13 protein-coding genes, 1 pseudogene and 1 riboswitch are annotated in these 15,968 nt (G+C 71.7%); of the genes and pseudogenes, 3 read left to right on the top strand and 11 right to left on the bottom strand.

The genetic code is table 11. The annotated features are described in order from the left end of the window. Window positions 1-59: 59 nt before the first annotated feature. From BLT21_RS06910 to thiM, 11 genes are all read right to left on the bottom strand, one after another. Window positions 60-323 carry a hypothetical protein gene (locus BLT21_RS06910; protein WP_091500589.1) on the bottom strand — a complete coding sequence of 88 codons (264 nt, stop codon included), beginning with the start codon at window positions 321-323 and terminating at the stop codon, window positions 60-62. A gap of 46 nt (window positions 324-369) precedes the next feature. Continuing rightward, complete coding sequence (locus BLT21_RS06915) at window positions 370-4,062, bottom strand: proline dehydrogenase family protein (RefSeq protein WP_091500590.1); 3,693 nt, start codon at window positions 4,060-4,062, stop codon at window positions 370-372. Window positions 4,063-4,113: 51 nt separating this feature from the next. Next, window positions 4,114-4,674 (bottom strand): acyl-CoA thioesterase, encoded by a 561-nt coding sequence (locus BLT21_RS06920; RefSeq protein WP_091500591.1) that lies wholly within the window; start codon window positions 4,672-4,674, stop codon window positions 4,114-4,116. Window positions 4,675-4,775: 101 nt separating this feature from the next. Further along, complete coding sequence (locus tag BLT21_RS06925; RefSeq protein ID WP_091500592.1) at window positions 4,776-6,317, bottom strand: arabinosylfuranosidase ArfA; 1,542 nt, start codon at window positions 6,315-6,317, stop codon at window positions 4,776-4,778. Window positions 6,318-6,390: 73 nt separating this feature from the next. After that, complete coding sequence (locus BLT21_RS06930) at window positions 6,391-7,308, bottom strand: carbohydrate ABC transporter permease (protein WP_091500593.1); 918 nt, start codon at window positions 7,306-7,308, stop codon at window positions 6,391-6,393. Continuing rightward, a complete protein-coding gene (locus BLT21_RS06935; RefSeq protein ID WP_091500594.1) occupies window positions 7,305-8,276 on the bottom strand; it encodes a carbohydrate ABC transporter permease in 972 nt (323 codons plus the stop codon). The genes BLT21_RS06930 and BLT21_RS06935 overlap by 4 nt, the downstream gene beginning before the upstream one ends. Beyond that, window positions 8,273-9,604 (bottom strand): extracellular solute-binding protein, encoded by a 1,332-nt coding sequence (locus BLT21_RS06940; protein ID WP_091500595.1) that lies wholly within the window; start codon window positions 9,602-9,604, stop codon window positions 8,273-8,275. Before BLT21_RS06940 ends, BLT21_RS06935 begins: the two co-directional genes overlap by 4 nt. Window positions 9,605-9,710: 106 nt before the next feature. Then, window positions 9,711-10,760: a LacI family DNA-binding transcriptional regulator gene (locus BLT21_RS06945; protein ID WP_091500596.1), complete on the bottom strand. Its 1,050-nt coding sequence runs from the start codon at window positions 10,758-10,760 to the stop codon at window positions 9,711-9,713. A gap of 9 nt (window positions 10,761-10,769) precedes the next feature. After that, window positions 10,770-12,296: a bifunctional hydroxymethylpyrimidine kinase/phosphomethylpyrimidine kinase gene (locus tag BLT21_RS06950; protein ID WP_091500597.1), complete on the bottom strand. Its 1,527-nt coding sequence runs from the start codon at window positions 12,294-12,296 to the stop codon at window positions 10,770-10,772. Beyond that, window positions 12,293-12,976: a thiamine phosphate synthase gene (gene thiE, locus BLT21_RS06955; RefSeq protein ID WP_091500598.1), complete on the bottom strand. Its 684-nt coding sequence runs from the start codon at window positions 12,974-12,976 to the stop codon at window positions 12,293-12,295. The genes BLT21_RS06950 and thiE overlap by 4 nt, the downstream gene beginning before the upstream one ends. Beyond that, entirely contained in the window at window positions 12,973-13,806 is an 834-nt protein-coding gene (gene thiM / locus BLT21_RS06960; protein WP_091500599.1) for a hydroxyethylthiazole kinase, read from the bottom strand. The genes thiE and thiM overlap by 4 nt, the downstream gene beginning before the upstream one ends. Next, window positions 13,797-13,893: riboswitch (TPP riboswitch) on the bottom strand. It overlaps the preceding gene by 10 nt. Before the next feature lie 112 nt (window positions 13,894-14,005). Between thiM and BLT21_RS06965 the strand changes: the two genes are divergently transcribed. The 3 genes and pseudogenes from BLT21_RS06965 to BLT21_RS06975 all read left to right on the top strand — a co-directional run. Continuing rightward, window positions 14,006-14,947, top strand: coding sequence for a hypothetical protein (locus BLT21_RS06965; protein WP_143024949.1), 942 nt, complete (start codon window positions 14,006-14,008; stop codon window positions 14,945-14,947). A gap of 65 nt (window positions 14,948-15,012) precedes the next feature. Further along, a complete protein-coding gene (locus BLT21_RS06970; protein WP_091500601.1) occupies window positions 15,013-15,519 on the top strand; it encodes a GNAT family N-acetyltransferase in 507 nt (168 codons plus the stop codon). 120 nt (window positions 15,520-15,639) lie between these two features. Continuing rightward, a pseudogene (locus tag BLT21_RS06975) lies at window positions 15,640-15,968 on the top strand (hypothetical protein); the annotation flags it as partial.

The following is a 15,968-nucleotide window of genomic DNA, read 5'->3' on the forward strand; positions in this document are numbered from 1 at the left end:
GGGTGGGCTCGGGCGCCAGGGGCGGGCTCGGGCGCCAAGACCACGGCGCGGGTGCGCGATTACTGCGGCGTTGAGCGGGCCTCGATCTGCCGGAGCGCGGCCGCGGCACGGGCGGCGGCAGAACGCCGCAGGATGCCGTGCACGAGCAACACCGCACCCACGAGCATGGGCAGGCTGAGCGACGGCGAGAACGCCAGCGCGATGACCGCGAGGGCGAGCCCCACCGCCCCGAGCCCGATGAACAACGACCCGAGGAGCGATTCGCGCTCGATCGACAGGCGGGCAAGAATCAGGGTGGGCGCGGCGGCTGCGTCGTCCGTCATCCCGCCACGCTACCGAGACGGCGCCACCGCAGCCACCGGCGGCGGTTCAGATGACGGATTCGGACCAGGGGTCGGGGTTGCCGAAGCGGTGCGCGGTGACCGTGATCGACTGCTCGTGCAGGAACGGGAGCAGCTCGATGCGGCCCGCCGTCGTGACCTCGTCGGTGTAGACGGACACATCCGGGTCGCCCTCCGTCGCCGCGGCGATGCCGGCGCGCACCTCGGCGACCGTCTCGCGAGACCCGACCAGGCGGATGCGGCCGGGGCGGCGCTCCGGCACGGCGAGGCGCTCGAGCCACTCGCCGTCGGACTCGACCGAAACGGCGATGTCGACTTCGCCGAGCGCGCGGCGGACCTCGGCGAGAAGACCCACCGGCGAGCTCAGCGACACGACCGACCCGGCCCGCACGCCCGCGACGAGCACGCGCAGCACGGCCTGCCAGGTCGCATCAGCGGCCGCGCGCACGGCGACGTCGACCGGCCGGTAGCGGAACAGGTTGCGCTCGACGCCGAGTCCCGACACGTCGCGCACCTGGCCGAACTCGCGGTCCCAGACGACGGCATCAGCCAAGGCGCCGCGCCGCAGCCATTCGAAGGACTCGTAGTCGAGCGTGGGCTGCGCCGACTCGATGATGGTCGTGATGCGCGAGTCGAGACCGCGCAGATGCAGGGTGCTGGATGCCGCGCCCTGCGACGCGCGCCATGTGCCGAGGCCTACGAGATAGTTCGGCCCGCCCGCCTTGGTGCCCGGACCGACCGACGACCGCTTCCAGCCGCCGAACGGCTGCCGCTGCACGATCGCACCCGTGATCCCGCGGTTGACGTACAGGTTGCCGGCCTCGACGCGGTCGAGCCAGGTCGCGAGGTCGTCGGCGTCCTGCGTGTGCAGGCCCGCGGTCAGCCCGTACGCCACGGCGTTCTGCAGCTCGATCGCCTCGTCGAGCGAGCGGGCGTGCATGACGCCGAGCACCGGCCCGAAGAACTCCTCGAGATGCGTGCGCGATCCCGCCCGCACCCCGACCTTGACGCCCGGCGACCAGAGCCGTCCTCCGGCGCCGTCCCCGAGGTCGAGGGGTCGCGGCTCCACGAGCCAGCGCTCCCCGTCATCGAGGGTCGTGAGCGCCCAGTCGAGTTTGCCGTGGGGCGGTTCGATGAGCGGGCCGACCTCGCTGCGCGGATCCGTGGGCGGCCCCACCCGCAGCGATCGCGTCGCGTCGACGAGCTGCCGCGCGAACCGCTTCGAGCGTCCGACCGGACCGACGAGGATCGCGAGCGATGCGGCGGAGCACTTCTGCCCCGCGTGTCCGAAGGCGCTCTTGATGAGGTCGGCGGCCGCCAGGTCGAGGTCGGCCGACGGCATGACGACGATCGCGTTCTTACCGCTCGTCTCGGCCAGCAGCGGCAGTTCCGGCCGCCACGAACGGAACAGCGCCGCGGTCTCCCACGACCCGGTCAGGATGACGCGGTCGACCGAGGGATGCGTGATCAGCTCGCGGCCGAGCTCGCCCTCGTCGAGGTCGACCAGGGCGAGCAGATCGCGCGGCACGCCCGCCTCCCACAGCGCCTCGGCGACGACGGCGGCGCAGCGGCGCGCCTGCGGGGCCGGCTTGAAGACGACGCCCGAGCCCGCCGCGAGGGCCGCGAGCACGCCGCCCGCCGGGATGGCGAGCGGGAAGTTCCACGGCGGCGCGACGACGGTGACCGACGCTGGCTCGAACACGGCCCCGCTGACGCGGTCGAGTTCGCGCGCCGTCGCCGCGTAGTAGGCGGCGAAGTCGACCGCCTCGCTGACCTCGACGTCGGCTTCGGCGAGCACCTTGCCGGTCTCCGAGGCGGCGACCTCGATGAGCTCCGCGCGGCGCGACTCGAGGGCGCGCGAGGCGGCGAGCAGCACAGCGCTGCGATCGGCTGCGGCGAGCGCGCCCCAGGCGGAGGCCGCGGCCCCGACGCGCCCCACGATCTCATCGAGCGCCGCGACGTCGCCGACCCGCGCCGCCGCGATCGTCTCGTCACCGGCGATGCTGTCGTCGATGCGTGCGAGGATGTCGCGCGCCCAGACGCGGTTCACGGCGAGCGCCGGATCGGTGTCGGGCGCGTTCACGAAGCCGGGGGCGCCGAGAGCAGGGCCGCGGCGCGACTCGCGCGGCGCGTAGACGGCGGTCTCGACGAACCGCTCGCCGCCGAACAGGATGTCGTCACGCCCGCCTACCGCGGTCGTGTCCTCCGCCCCGGCGGCGTCGGCGATGCCGAGAACCGCCTGCGTCAGCCCCTCGTCGCCGGGCGCGGGGTCGCGCGTGATGCGCTGCGGCGCGATCGCGCGCAGGGCGAGGCCTCGGTCCTGCGTGCGGTTCGGACGCCCCGGCAGAGCCGGGTCGCTCGCCCGCTCGAGAGAGGCGACGAACCGATCGCGCTCGCGCTCGAACAGGGTCGCGTCGGTGTCGAGGTCGAAGGCCGCCGACAGGAAGTTCTCGTTCGAGGCGTTCTCCTCGAGACGACGCACGAGATAGCTGATGGCGACGTCGAACTCGTCCGGCCGTACGACCGGTACGTACAGCAGCACGTGTCCGACATCCTCGGTGACCGCGGCGACCTGTCCCTGCGCCATGCCGAGCAGCATCTCGATCTCGATGTCGTCGCGCACGCCCCGCTCCCCCGCCAGCAGCCAGGCGTAGGCGATGTCGAACAGGTTGTGGCCGGCGACGCCGATGCGCACGGCCGCGCTCCGGTCGGGTCGCAGGGCGCGGTCGAGGCACCGCAGGTACATCGCGTCGGCGTCGAGCTTGCTCCCGTGGGTGGCGAGCGGCCAGCCGTGCATCGCAGCATCCACCCGCTCCATTGCGAGATTCGCCCCCTTGACCAGTCGGACCTTGATGCGGCTCCCCCCGGCGGCGACCCGTGCCTGCGCCCACGTGGTCAGCTCGTCGAGGGCGTCGGCGGCGTCGGGCAGGTAGGCCTGCAGCACGATGCCCGCCTCGAGCCCCCGCAGCCGCTCGTCCTCGAGGATGCGGGTGAAGACGGCGATCGTCAGATCGAGGTCGCGGTACTCCTCCATGTCGAGGTTGATGAACGTGCCGTCCTCGGCGGCGCTGAGGTACAGCGGCAGCAGCCGCTCGACCACGTCGGCGACGACCTCGTCGAACGCCCACATCGAGATGCGGCTGATGATCGCCGAGACCTTGACCGAGACGTAGTCGACGTCGTCGCGGCGGATCAGCTCGTGGATGCCCTCGAGACGCCGCCGCGCCTCGTCCTCGCCGAGCACCGCCTCACCGAGCAGATTGAGGTTGAGGCGGGCCCCCGACTCGCGGATGCGGGCGATCGCCGGACCCAGCTTGTGAGGCCGGGCGTCGACGACGAGGTGGCCGACCATCTCACGCAGGGCCGTGCGGGCGATGGGCACGACGGGCGTCGGCAGCACGGGGGCGACGGCACCGCCGACGCGCACGGCGCCGCGCAGGTACCAGGGCAGGAACTCCGGCACGAGCGGCGCGACATGGTGCAGCCGCGACGCGGCGGCCGTCACGCTCTCCGGGCGCATCACGCCGTCGACGAAGCCGATCGTGAAAGGCAGTCCGTTCGGGTCGCGCAGCACTCCGGCGAGGCGTTGCGCCGCGCCATCCGCGGGGAAGTCCGCCGAGGTGTGGACCCACGTCCGCGCCAACTCGACCGCCCGATGAGCGAGCGGATCGTCGACGGGGAGGTCCGGCGGGGTGCTGCCGGACGAAGCGGTGTCGGACATGCCGTCAGCCTACGTCGCGGGTTCCCGTCCGCCGCGGCGCCTCGCCCGGGGTCACTCCCAGACGCTGGGCGCCTCGGCGCGCGTCGAGGGCAGCGCCGTCGCGGCGGCCCACTCGGTCATCCACGGCTCGAGCTCGGGCAGGTCGTCGCGACGTCCGAGCACCGCGAACAGCTCGTCGAGCGGGACGATGCCGCCCGTGCGACGGAGGAACCGCGACCGCACGAGCATCTCGGCGTAGACCTCGCCCCCGACCACCGCCCGGTGGACCATGTAGACCGACTTGTCGTCGTGCCCGTGCAGCCGGGTCTCGATCGTGAAGCGCTGCCAGAGGTTCAACGACTTCCGGAAGGTGATCGTGCTGCTCGCGACGACGCCGTACCAGCCCTTCTCCTGGAAGGTGTCCCAGATGCCGTTGCGCACGAGAAGGTCGAATCGGCCGAGGTCGAACAGCGACGCGTAGCGGCCGTTGTTCATGTGGCCGAGCAGGTCGATGTCGGTGGGCAGCGTCCGCAACCGCACGCGGCCGACCGCCATGAGCGGCCGCGGGCCCTTCCTGCTCAGCTGGCGCTTCGCTCGCCAGATCGTCAGGAGGGTCCGGAGCCACACGTTCACGAGGGCAGACGCTATCGGATCACCCATGCCCGCGGCCGCATCCGTTGTACATCTCCGACAACTCGCGCGCCCGCCCGCCCGCAGAACGGAGAAGCCGCGGGTCAGGCGCGCGCGGTGTCGAGCACGATCACAGCCCACGACAGCGCCGGCAGGGTGGCTCGCAGCGTGCCCTCGTCGAGGCCGACGCCGCGGAGCGGCACGAGGCCGACGGCGTCCTGCTCCTGCTCGGTGTTGACCGACAGCCGGTCGCCGTCCGCGGGCACGGTCAACACCTCGGCCGACACGACGCTCGAAGCGCCCAACCCGCGCAGCTCGAGCGAGACGTCCGTCTCGGAGTCGAGCGATCGGTTCGCGACGAACAGCGCGACCCGGCCGGTCGACTCGTCCCATGTGGCGGCGGCGTCCACGACGTCCACGTCGCCGAACTTCGCCGTCGGAGTCTGGTCGGAGTCGATCGCGAGGCGCAGCACCCGGCCCTGCGCGAGCTGCGACATACGCGCGAAGGGCCAGAAGATGGACTGACGCCACGCCGGACCGCCCTCCTCCGAACGGATGGGCGCGATCACGTTGACCAGCTGCGCTTGGTTGGCGATGCGTACGCGGTCGCCGTGACGCAGCAGGCTGTGCAGGAAGGTCCCGACGACGACGGCGTCGGTGACGTTGTACGTGTCCTCGATGAGACGCGGGTGGGCGCGCCATTCCTTCGACGCCGAGACGATGTGCGGCTGGTCCTCGGTGTCGAGGCCCTGCTGATACCAGACGTTCCACTCGTCGAACGAGATGTCGACCTGCTTGCGATGCTTCCCGGCGGCCTTGACCGCGTCGATCGTCGACACGACGCCGTCGATGAAGGCGTCCATGTCGACGGCCTCGGCGAGGAAGGATGCCGCGTCCCCCTCGTCCTCCTGGTAGTAGGCGTGCATCGAGATGTAGTCGACCTCGTCGTACGCGTGCGTGAGGACGGTGTGCTCCCACGTGCCGAAGGTCGGCATCTGCCGGTTCGACGAGCCCACCGCGACGAGCTCGATGTCGGGGTCGACGAGGCGCATCGCCTTCGCCGTCTCCTGGGCGAGGCGGCCGTACTCGCGGGCGGTCTTGTGGCCGATCTGCCACGGGCCGTCGAGCTCGTTGCCGAGGCACCACAGGCGGATGTCGAACGGGTCTGCGGCACCGTTCCGGCGACGGAGGTCCGACCAGTACGTGCCGCCGGGGTGATTGGCGTACTCGACGAGGGCGCGGGCCTCGTCGACGCCCCGCGTGCCGAGGTTCACGGCCTCCATGACCTCGACCTGGGCCTCGCGTGCCCAGTCGACGAACTCGTGGAGTCCGAACGCGTTGGTCTCGACGGTGTGCCAGGCGCCGTCGAGGCGGTGCGGCCGGTCGGCGGCGGGTCCGACGCCGTCCTCCCAGTTGTAGCCCGACACGAAGTTGCCGCCGGGGTAGCGGACGACCGTGGCGCCGAGCTCCTTCACGAGCGAGAGGACGTCGCGACGGAAGCCGCGGACATCGGCCTGCGGGTGGCCGGGCTCGTAGATGCCGGTGTAGACGCAGCGACCCATGTGCTCGACGAACGAGCCGAAGAGGCGGCGCGGCACGTCGGCCACGGTGAAGTCGCGATCGAGGACGATGCGGGCGCGGGGCATGATGCTCCTGTTCTATAGGGGATGCGGGATGCGGGTGGGGGTGTCGAGACGGTGCGCGGCGCTGCTTCGCCGGTCACTGACCGCCGAAGCCGGTGGTCGCGACGCCGCGGACGATCTGCTTCTGGAACACCAGGAAGACGACGATCAGCGGCACGGAGGCCAGCACCGCCTGGGCCATGACCTGCGCGTACTGCACGCCGTAGGCGCTGATGACGGTTTGGAGCCCCACCGGCAGGGTCATGAGGGTCGTGTCGTTGATGATGAGGAACGGCCAGAGGAAGTTGTTCCATGCGCCGATGGAGACGAAGATCGCGACGGCCCCGAGGATGGGCCGCGACAGCGGCAGCACGATCGACCAGAACACGCGGAAGCGTCCGGCACCGTCGACGCGCGCGGCATCCTCGAGCTCGATCGGCACCTGGTCGAAGAATTTCTTCAGGATGAAGACCATCGCCGGCGCGACGATCTGCGGCAGGATCAGCCCCCACGGGGTGTCGACGAGGTTGAAGGCGAGCATCTCGTAGAACAGCGGGATGATCAGCACCTGTGGCGGGATCACGATCGAGGCGATGACCGCGCCGTAGAGCAGCTTCTTGCCCCGGAACTCCAGACGCGAGAACGCGTACGCGGCCACGGCCGAGATCGCGACCGTGAGGAGGGTGATGACGGCGGAGGTCCAGAGGCTGTTGCCGGCCCAGATCCAGACGTTCCCCTGCGAGAGGATCGAGGTGAAGGCCTCCGTGGTGGGCCCGCTCTCACCGACCCAGCCGCCCGCTCCCGAGGCGGCATCCGTCTCGGTCTTGAAGGCGGTCGCGACCGCCCAGAGGAACGGCAGCAGCCACCCGATCGCGAGGAGCGCGAGGGCGACGAACGCGGCGATGGTGACCGCGCCGAGTCGGCGCTGCCCGGGCTTGCTCCCGCGCGGGTCGGGACCGACCCCGGGCGCGACGACGGCGCGCGTAGCCGTGGAGCCTGCGGTGGTGACGCTCATGAGTGCTCCTTCCGGCGACGGGTGGCGAGGGCCTGGATGACGCCGATCAGCACGATGACGGCGAAGAAGACGTACGAGATGGCGGCCGAGTAGCCGAAGCGGTAGCCGACGAACCCGGACTCGTAGATGTACTGGACGATCGAGCGGGTGGTCTCGCTCGCGATGCCTCCGAGCATCTGATACGCCTGGTCGAACAGCTTGAGCGATGCCAGCACCTGCAGGATGACGATGAGCACCGTGACCTGGCCGAGCTGCGGGATGGTGATCGAGAAGAGCTTGCGCCACTCCCCCGCGCCGTCGATCGAGGCCGCTTCGTACTGGGTCTCGGGGATGTTCTGGAGCGCCGCGAGGTACAGCAGGAAGTTGAACCCGATCGTCCACCACACGGTCGCGACGACGATCGCGAGCATGTTGGTGTCGGGGTTCTGCAGCCACGCGATCGGTTCGAGGCCGAATGCCTCGAGGATGTTGTTGGCCGCGCCGATCTGCGGGTTGAAGATCCACACCCACATCTGCGAGATCACCGTCGAGGCGAGCAGGTAGGGCATGAAGAACGACAGCCGCCACAGCCATTGACCGGGCAGGCCGCGCTGGACGAGCAGGGCCATGACGAGGGCGAGGGCGACGAGCGGCACGGTCGAGAGCACCGTGAACCAGGCGGTGTTGCCCAGTGACTGCCACATGACGGGGTCGCCCAACGCCTCGACGTAGTTCGCGATCCCGATGAACGAGCCGCCCGCGCCGGTGAGCGACTGGTCGGTGAAGCTCAGGTACAGGCCGTGCAGCAGCGGCCACACGAGGAACAGGAGGAAGGCGGCGAGGAACGGCGCGAGGAAGCTCCAGGCGATGCGCTGCTCGCCGCGGTCGCCGGCGTGGCGGCGCCGCCCGGTGCGGGCGCCCGTGACGATCGTCCGCGTCGCCGCGGTGTCGGCGAGACCGGCGCGCGCGGATCCGGTGTCGAGGGTCATGCGCGGGCTCCTTCCGGCGCAGCAGGGTTCGGCGTCTGCAGGCGCTGCTCGACGCCCGCGCGGAAGCGCGCGACCGCCTCGGCGGGATCGGCGCCGCGCAGCAGGACGTTCTGCACGGCGGCTCCGAAGTCGGCCTGGAACCGCGAGCCCGAGCCGGTGAACCACGCGGGCGGGTCGTATTTGACGAGCTCGGCGGCCTCGGCGTAGTGCGCCTGCGGCAGGAGGTCGGCGTACGCGGGCGACTGCGTCACCGGAAGGTAGGCGGGGATGTGACCGGCGCCCGCCCAGTCGAACGAGCCCTTCAGGATGTCTGCGACGAAGCGGTAGACCAGGTCGCGGCTCTCCTCGTCGGGCGCGCTCTGGTGCGGGAGCGTGAAGGAGTGCGAGTCTGCGTAGACCGAGGGCGTGCCGAACACTGCCGGGATGACGGTGGCGTCGATCGGGAGGTCCTGCTGCTGCATCGAGCGCAGTTCCCAGACCCCCGTCAGGAAGAGCCCGCTGCGGCCGGTCGCGAACTCCGCGATCGCGCTCTGGTAATCGGCGCTGCGTGAGGCGATCTCGTCGTCGAGCAGCTGCTGCATGAAGCTCAGCGCCGCGACGGCGGCATCCTCGTCGATCTGCGCCCGCCCGCCCTCGGGCAACTCGATCTCGAGCCCGTGCTGGGTGTAGAGCGTGTAGAACAGGCGCCACATCTGCGCACCGTCGCCGAGGTATCCGAACGACAGCCCGTGCGATTCCGACACCGCGGCGACGGCTCGCCCCAGCTCGAGGAAGTCCTCGGGAGACGTGATGGGCGGCAGCTTGCCATCGCTGTCGAGCACGCCCGCCTCGGCGCAGATCTCGGTGTTGTACATCAGGATGAAGGGATGCGCGTCGAGCGCGACGCTGTAGAGGTCGTCGCCGATGAACCCCTTGCGCCAGATGGCGTCGGTGAAGGTGCTCGCGTCGACGCCGAGGTCGGCGAGTCGCGCGGTGTCCCAGGTGTCGAGGAGCCCGCCCGGCGCGTACCCGACGACGCGCGACGCGTGCATCACGGAGACGTCCGGCGCCCGTCCGCCGGCTGCGGCCATCGCGAGCTTCGTGTAATACGGCTCCCCCCAGGCGAGCACCGTCGGCCGGACGCTGTAGTCGGACTGCGCGGCGTTGACGCCGTCGATCAACCCCGACATGGTGACGCCGTCGGCGCCCGAGAGCAGGTGCCAGAACTGCAGGGTGCGCGCGCCCGGACTGCCGGGCAGACCGGCGCACGATGCGAGGAAAGCGGTTCCGGCGAGGGCGGCGGCTCCGCTGAGGAACCTCCGCCGACTGAGTTCGAGGGGTGGGGCCATCGGTCACTCCTTTGTGACGGCACGACATCGTGACAACCAGGGACCCCTCTACTTTTACATCGATGTAATAACTCCGCAAGGGTCTCAGCGACGATGGTCCTACGACTCAGCGGGGAAAGTGCCCGCCCGGCGCGGCTTGGGTGCTCGCTCGGGGCACGACCCGGTGGGCGATCGCGACAGCGCGGACGGGAGCGTCGCGCGCCGTCATACGCTCCTCGAGCAGGGCGATCGTCGCGCGGGCGAACTCGTGTCGGTCGAACGAGACGGTCGTGAGCTCCGGAGTCGTGAACCGTGACTGCTCGACGTCATCGAAGCCGCACACGAGCACATCGTCGGGAACCCGGATGCCCGCAGAAGCGAGCGCGTGGAGCGCTCCGACCGCGATCGAGTCGGTGAAGCAGAGCACGGCGTCGAACGCCACCCCACGCTCCATCAGAGCACCGACGCCTGTGGCCCCCGCCGCCATGTTCCAGGGCAGCACGTTGATCTCCCGCCGCGCATCGTGCTCGATGCCGGCAGCGGCGAGCGCGTCGAGCATGCCCGCCAGGCGGAGCCGACTCGTCGCCGTCGCGTGGTCGGCGCGCCCGTCGCCGCCGATCGCCGCGATCCGCCGCGCGCCGCGCGCGATGAGATGCGCGACGGCGTCGCGGGCTCCGGCGCGACTGTCGATGAGGACCCGGTCGGTCACGTGCTGCTCGACCTCTCCGATGAGCACGACGGGCGGCAGACGATCGTCGCGGTCGACGACGCTGTCCTCGATGCGGATCGGATTCAGCACGACGCCGTCGACGAGGTGCTGCCGTGCCCGTGAGACGAGGTCGCGCTCGCGCTCGGGCTCGAGCGCGGTCTCCTCGATCTGCACGGCGTATCCGCGCTGGTGGGCGGCGTCGACCAGGTGATGGAGCATGTCGGCCGAGAACGCCGTCGCGAGGTCGGGCAGGGCGATCGCGATCACCCCCGAGCGTCCGTTCCGCAGCCCGCGGGCGCTCAGGTTGGGGACGAAGTCGAGCTCGCGCATGGCCGCCTCGACGCGCTGCTGCGTCTCGGGACGCACCACCGCCGTCCCGGTGAGCACGTTGGAGACCGTCTTGGCCGAGACTCCGGCGAGCGCTGCGACGTCCTTCATGGTGGCTCGGCCGGATCTCTCCTTCGGCATGTGCTCAGACTAGGCCCCGCGCAGCGGCACCTCCGGCCGTGTTTCGCCGGCGACGAGGGCTGCCGCGGCGACGGGCGCCCGGAAGAACGCCAACTCGTGCCGCATCGAGCGGTCGAAGGCTGTGGCCATCCGTCCTCGTTCCCTCGGCGAGGCTCCTGCGGCCGCCCGGTCGACGATGTCGACGGCCCTCCGCGTCGAGGCGGCGAAGCCCGGATCGGCGTAGGTCTCGAGCCAATCGCGATACGGATGCCCCGGATGCCGAGCCCCGGCGAGTCGCTCGCCCAGATCGGAGTACAGCCAGAAGCAGGGCAGCAGGGCGGCGACGAGCTCGCCGTACGAACCGCGCGAGGCCGCGGCCTGCAGGTGATCGGTGTACGCGAGTGTGGACGACGCCGGCTCGACGTCAACGGTGTCGATCCGAGAACGGTGGAGCTCGGACTCCACGGCGATGGCAGAAGCGGCCGACTCCGCCCAGAACACCTGCTCGGCGCCGTCGGGCGCCAGAGCGCTCGCCCGTGCGAGCACGCGGGCGTACTCCGACAGGTAGAGCGCGTCCTGACGCAGGTACCACGCGAAGCGGTCGGGGGCGAGGGCGCCGGTGCGCAGACCGTCGACGAACGAGCACGCCTCGACGGCGGCGCGGATCGGCGCGGCGCATCGCCACACCTCGGCAGTCCATCCTCGACCCGGGTCGCCGCTGCCGAGGCGTCCGGTCGCGTGCCGATCGCGGAACTCGTGCATGTGGTCGATCGGGCCGTTGCCGCGCCCGACCGAGAGGGCGGAGCCCGCCACGATCGCACCGGCGAGCCAGGTCGTGGCGCGCGTGAGGGCGTCGGGCCAGTCCAGACCCGCCGCAGCCAGCGTGGCCATCGCCGCCGACAGCGAGCAGCCGGTGCCGTGCGTGTTCGTCGAGACGATACGACGCCGCGACACCTCGGCCACCACCCCGTCGGAGGTCACGATCGCGTCGGGGCACTCCTCGCCCGCCAGATGCCCTCCCTTGACGAGCACCGTCGTGTTCGCCCGTCCGGCGAATCGCCGCGCCTGAGCGCGGGCGTCGGACCACGTGTGCGCGACCGGCTCGTCGACGAGGACCGCCAGCTCCGGTAGGTTCGGGGTCACGAGGTCGACGCGGCGGCACAGGTCGCGGATCCCGCTCTCCGCCGCGGCGTCGAGCAGCCGGTCGCCGCTCGTCGCGATCATCACGGGGTCGAGCACGACGACGTCGCCGCGGCGCGCGGCGAGCCACTCGTCGACCACCGTGACGATCGGCGCGGAGTGCAGCATCCCGATCTTCACCGCATCGATCTCGACGTCGTCGCCCACGGCGTCGAGCTGGGCGCGGAGGAAGCCCTCAGGAGGCACATGCACGGCCCGCACGCCCCGGGTGTTCTGCGCGACGAGCGCGGTCACGGCCGCCATGCCGTAGCCGCCGAGCGCGGCGATCGATTTGAGGTCGGCCTGGAGCCCGGCGCCGCCCGTCGGATCGGTCCCGGCGATACTCAGGACGCGGGGCACGCGCGGTGTGCTCGTCATCGGACGCCACCGCCCGCCGCCACGCGTCCCCGCCGCTCCGCGTCGCGGAGCTCGCGGGCCGCCGCGGCGGGGTCGCCTGCGGCGCAGATCGCCGACACGACCGCGACCCCGGCGGCTCCGGCCCGCCGCAGCGGGGCGACATCGTCGGGACCCACCCCGCCGATCGCGACACAGGCGAGCGACGTGGCCGCCGCGCACGCGCCGAAGCCCTCGACCCCGAGCGCGGGCGGATGGTCCGCCTTCGTCCGCGTCGGCCGGATGACCCCGACGCCCAGGTAGTCGAGCGTGCCCGACGGCATCTCGGCGGCCGCGCGGAGGTGCGCAGCCTCGTTCGCCGTCCATCCGATGACGGCGTCGGGACCGAGGAGGCGCCGCGCCACGCCGGGCGGGATGTCTTCCTGTCCGAGGTGGACGCCGTCCACCTGCACCCCCGCGTCGACGGCGGCGAGGACGACGTCGACCCGATCGTCGACGATCAGCGGGACCCGGCCCGCCACCACGCCCGCGATCACGCCGGTGCGACGGAGCAGCTCGGCCGCGCTCACGCGCTTGTCCCGCAGCTGCACGACCGTGACGCCACCGGCGATGGCCGCATCGACGATCGCCGGCAGCGTGTCGAAGGCCACGCGGTCGTCGGTGACGAGATGGAGGGACAGATCGAGGCCGGCCCGGCGGGTCACCGGACGGCTCCCGCGGCGAACGACTCGACGCGGGCCGGCTCCTCGAGGTACTCCGTCCCGCCGAGGTCCTCCGGCGCCACGGCCGCGAGGGCGTCGAGGAACGCGACCGCGAACGACCCGGGACCGGATGCCGTCGATGCCGCGGCCTCCGCGGCGCGCTTGTGCGCGACCGAGGCGGCCGCCGCGGCCGACAACGGCTCGGCGACACCGAGGAACGCCGCCATCGTGGCGCCGAGAGAGCAGCCGCCGCCGGTGACCCGCGTGAGCACGGGGTCGCCCCCGGGCACGCGGACCACGTGATCGCCGTCGGTGATCAGGTCGACCGCGCCCGAGACGGCCACGACCGCACCGGTGCGCCGGGCGAGCGAGACCGCGAGAGTCCGTACGGCCTCGGGCGCTTCGAGGCTGTCGACGCCGCGCCCCCCGGCACCGGATCCCGCTACCGCGGCGATCTCGGAGGCGTTGCCGCGGATGATCGCCGGCCGAGCCGCCGCGAGCTCGGCGGCGAGCGCCGTGCGCACCGGCAGCATCCCGACGGCGACCGGGTCGAGGACCCAGCGCCGGGTCGCTCCGACGACCTCCCGCGCGGCGGCCCGCTGCTGCTCGGTCGGCGTGCCGAGGTTCAGGAGCACCCCGTCGGCGATACCGGCGAACATCCCCGCCTCGCCGGGGTTGTCGACCATGGCGGGGCTCGCGCCGAGCGCCAGCAGGGCGTTCGCGGTGAACCCGGTGACGACGGCGTTCGTCACGCAGTGGGTGAGCGGAGCGGCATCCCGCAGCGCTCGCAGCGCCGCCTCGGGTCCGCGGACGGTGGGCACGACATCGCGCATTTCGACATCCCTTCGCCAGCATTGCACTGGAGCAGGTTCGACGGGTCTGATCTCAGCTCGCGGTCGCGGGCACCCCGTGTCGGGACACGACCATAGCAGGCGGATTACCGCCGATCACGCCTCCGACTTTTCTCACGGCCGCCTCAGCGCGTAGGTTGCGGAGAGCACGCCGTCGGGCCGGTGGGCGAGGGGGTGGGGCGTGACGCCAGCCGGATACGCGTTGATCGCGGTCTGTGTCGTGACGGTCGCGGCGCTGGTCGTGCTCTTCGTGCTGCGACCGAGCTGGCGGCGGCGCGGCGGCCTGCTGCGCTTCGGGGTGGCCGCGGCTCTGGCGGCGACCGTGTCGAGCCTGATGTATCTCGTGCATTCGCGGTCGGAGGATCTCGCGTCCCTCGTGATCGGCGACGTCGCGATGGTGCTGGCGCCCGGGTTCGTCTTCGCAGGACTGGGCGCGCTCGGCGGCGGGATGAGCGCACGGGTCGCCCTCGTCGGGATCGTCGCGATCGCCGTCGGCGTCGTATCGGCCGTCGCCCCCCTCCCGACCTCGCTCTCGACGAAAGCCCTCGCTCTCGCGGCGCTCTGCGCGGCCGGCGCCGTCGCGACCCGGCATCCCGCCCTCGCCGCCCGTCGCGGTTCTCGACTGCTCAGCGCGGCACTCGGCTGCTACGGCGTGTTCTCGGCCTCGCGGGTCGTCGTCGGCCTGACGGCGGGGTGGCAGTCGTCGCTCTACGAGACCGGGTTCTCGATCTTCCCGACGACGATCGTGGGCGGCGTGGCCGTGCTCGTCATCGGCACCGCTGTCGTCATGATCGTCTCCGACCGGCCGGACGACGCCCCCACCGCCGCCGTGCCCGCCGTAAGACACCCCGAGGGGGCACCCGCCTGGTCGGTGACGCTCGGAGCCCTCGACGTGTTGCGAACGGCGCTCGGGGCCTCCCGGGCGACGCGGATGTCCTCCGACCTCCTCGCGGCCACGCGCGAGATCGACCCCGCCGCCGTGTCAGACGCGGCAGGCGCCGGGACCCGCCTGCGCACCGACCACGACCGTCAGGCGATCGAGCGGTCGCTGCGGGCGCGGCTCGTCGAGGCGGGGTGGAGCCCCGGCGAGCTCGGGCTGCTCTCCGTCGAACGAGAGTCGTGAGGCGCGCGTCGGCAACCCCGCGGCTCCGATTTCCCGCCGCCGCCGCCCGCGCGTAGAGTCACGCCATGGAAGCCGAACTGCAGACCGACATCGTCGTCCGTCCGGTGCGGGATGTCGACGCCGAGGCCCTCGGGCGCGTGCACGCCACCTGCTGGCACGAGACCTACGACCACCTCATCAGCACCGCTGCCCTCCAGAGCGTCTCGCCGCGGCGGCTCGCCGAGTTGTGGACGCACTGGGCCGCGCAGGGCGACGACTTCCGGATGCACGCCGCGCTCGTGCGCGGCGAGATCGTCGGCTTCGTCGGATCGGGACCTGCGCGTGATCGTGACGCTCCCCGCCTGCGCGAGCTGTACTTCATCTACCTCCTCGACGCCTGGCACGGCACCGGCATCGGACAGCTGCTGTTCGATGCGGCGGTCGAGAAGGACGAGGAGATCTACCTGTGGGTCGCCGAGGACAACCCCCGCGCCCACCGGTTCTACGAGCGCAACGGCTTCGCCCTCGACGGCCAGAGCCACACCGAGCCCTTCCTCGGCGAGACCTTGACCGAGGTCCGCTTCGTCCGCTGAGACGGATCCGCCCCCAGGGGTGCGCTTCCGCGTGATTCCTCCCCGCTCCGCGGTGTCGCGCATCACTCAGGGGAACATCTGTTCGATAGTCGTGTCGCACCCTGCTGGCATGATGGGAACATGAAAGCGAACGGTGCGACGAGCGCGGTGGGAGCGTCGAGCAGCGGCCTCCCCCACGAGGCGGCGTTCTCCGAGCTCGAGCAGGCGTTGACGCTCAAGCACGCTGGCGAGGTCGCGCACGTGCGTGCGCTCGCGGAGCTGGGCCGGTCGGCGTTGCGCGAGGCACGGCAGGGTGGGGTTCGCGGGATGGCGTCCGACATGGAGCTGCGGTCGGTCGCTGCCGAGGCCGCGGGGATGGCGCGGTCCACGGACCGGCGGGTGCAGCGTGAGATCGATCACGCGATGACGGTGGTCGATGACTACCCGGCGGTGTTCGCCGCGTGGGTGGA

It is taken from the genome of Microbacterium sp. cf332, assembly GCF_900102175.1.
Taxonomy (GTDB): domain Bacteria; phylum Actinomycetota; class Actinomycetes; order Actinomycetales; family Microbacteriaceae; genus Microbacterium.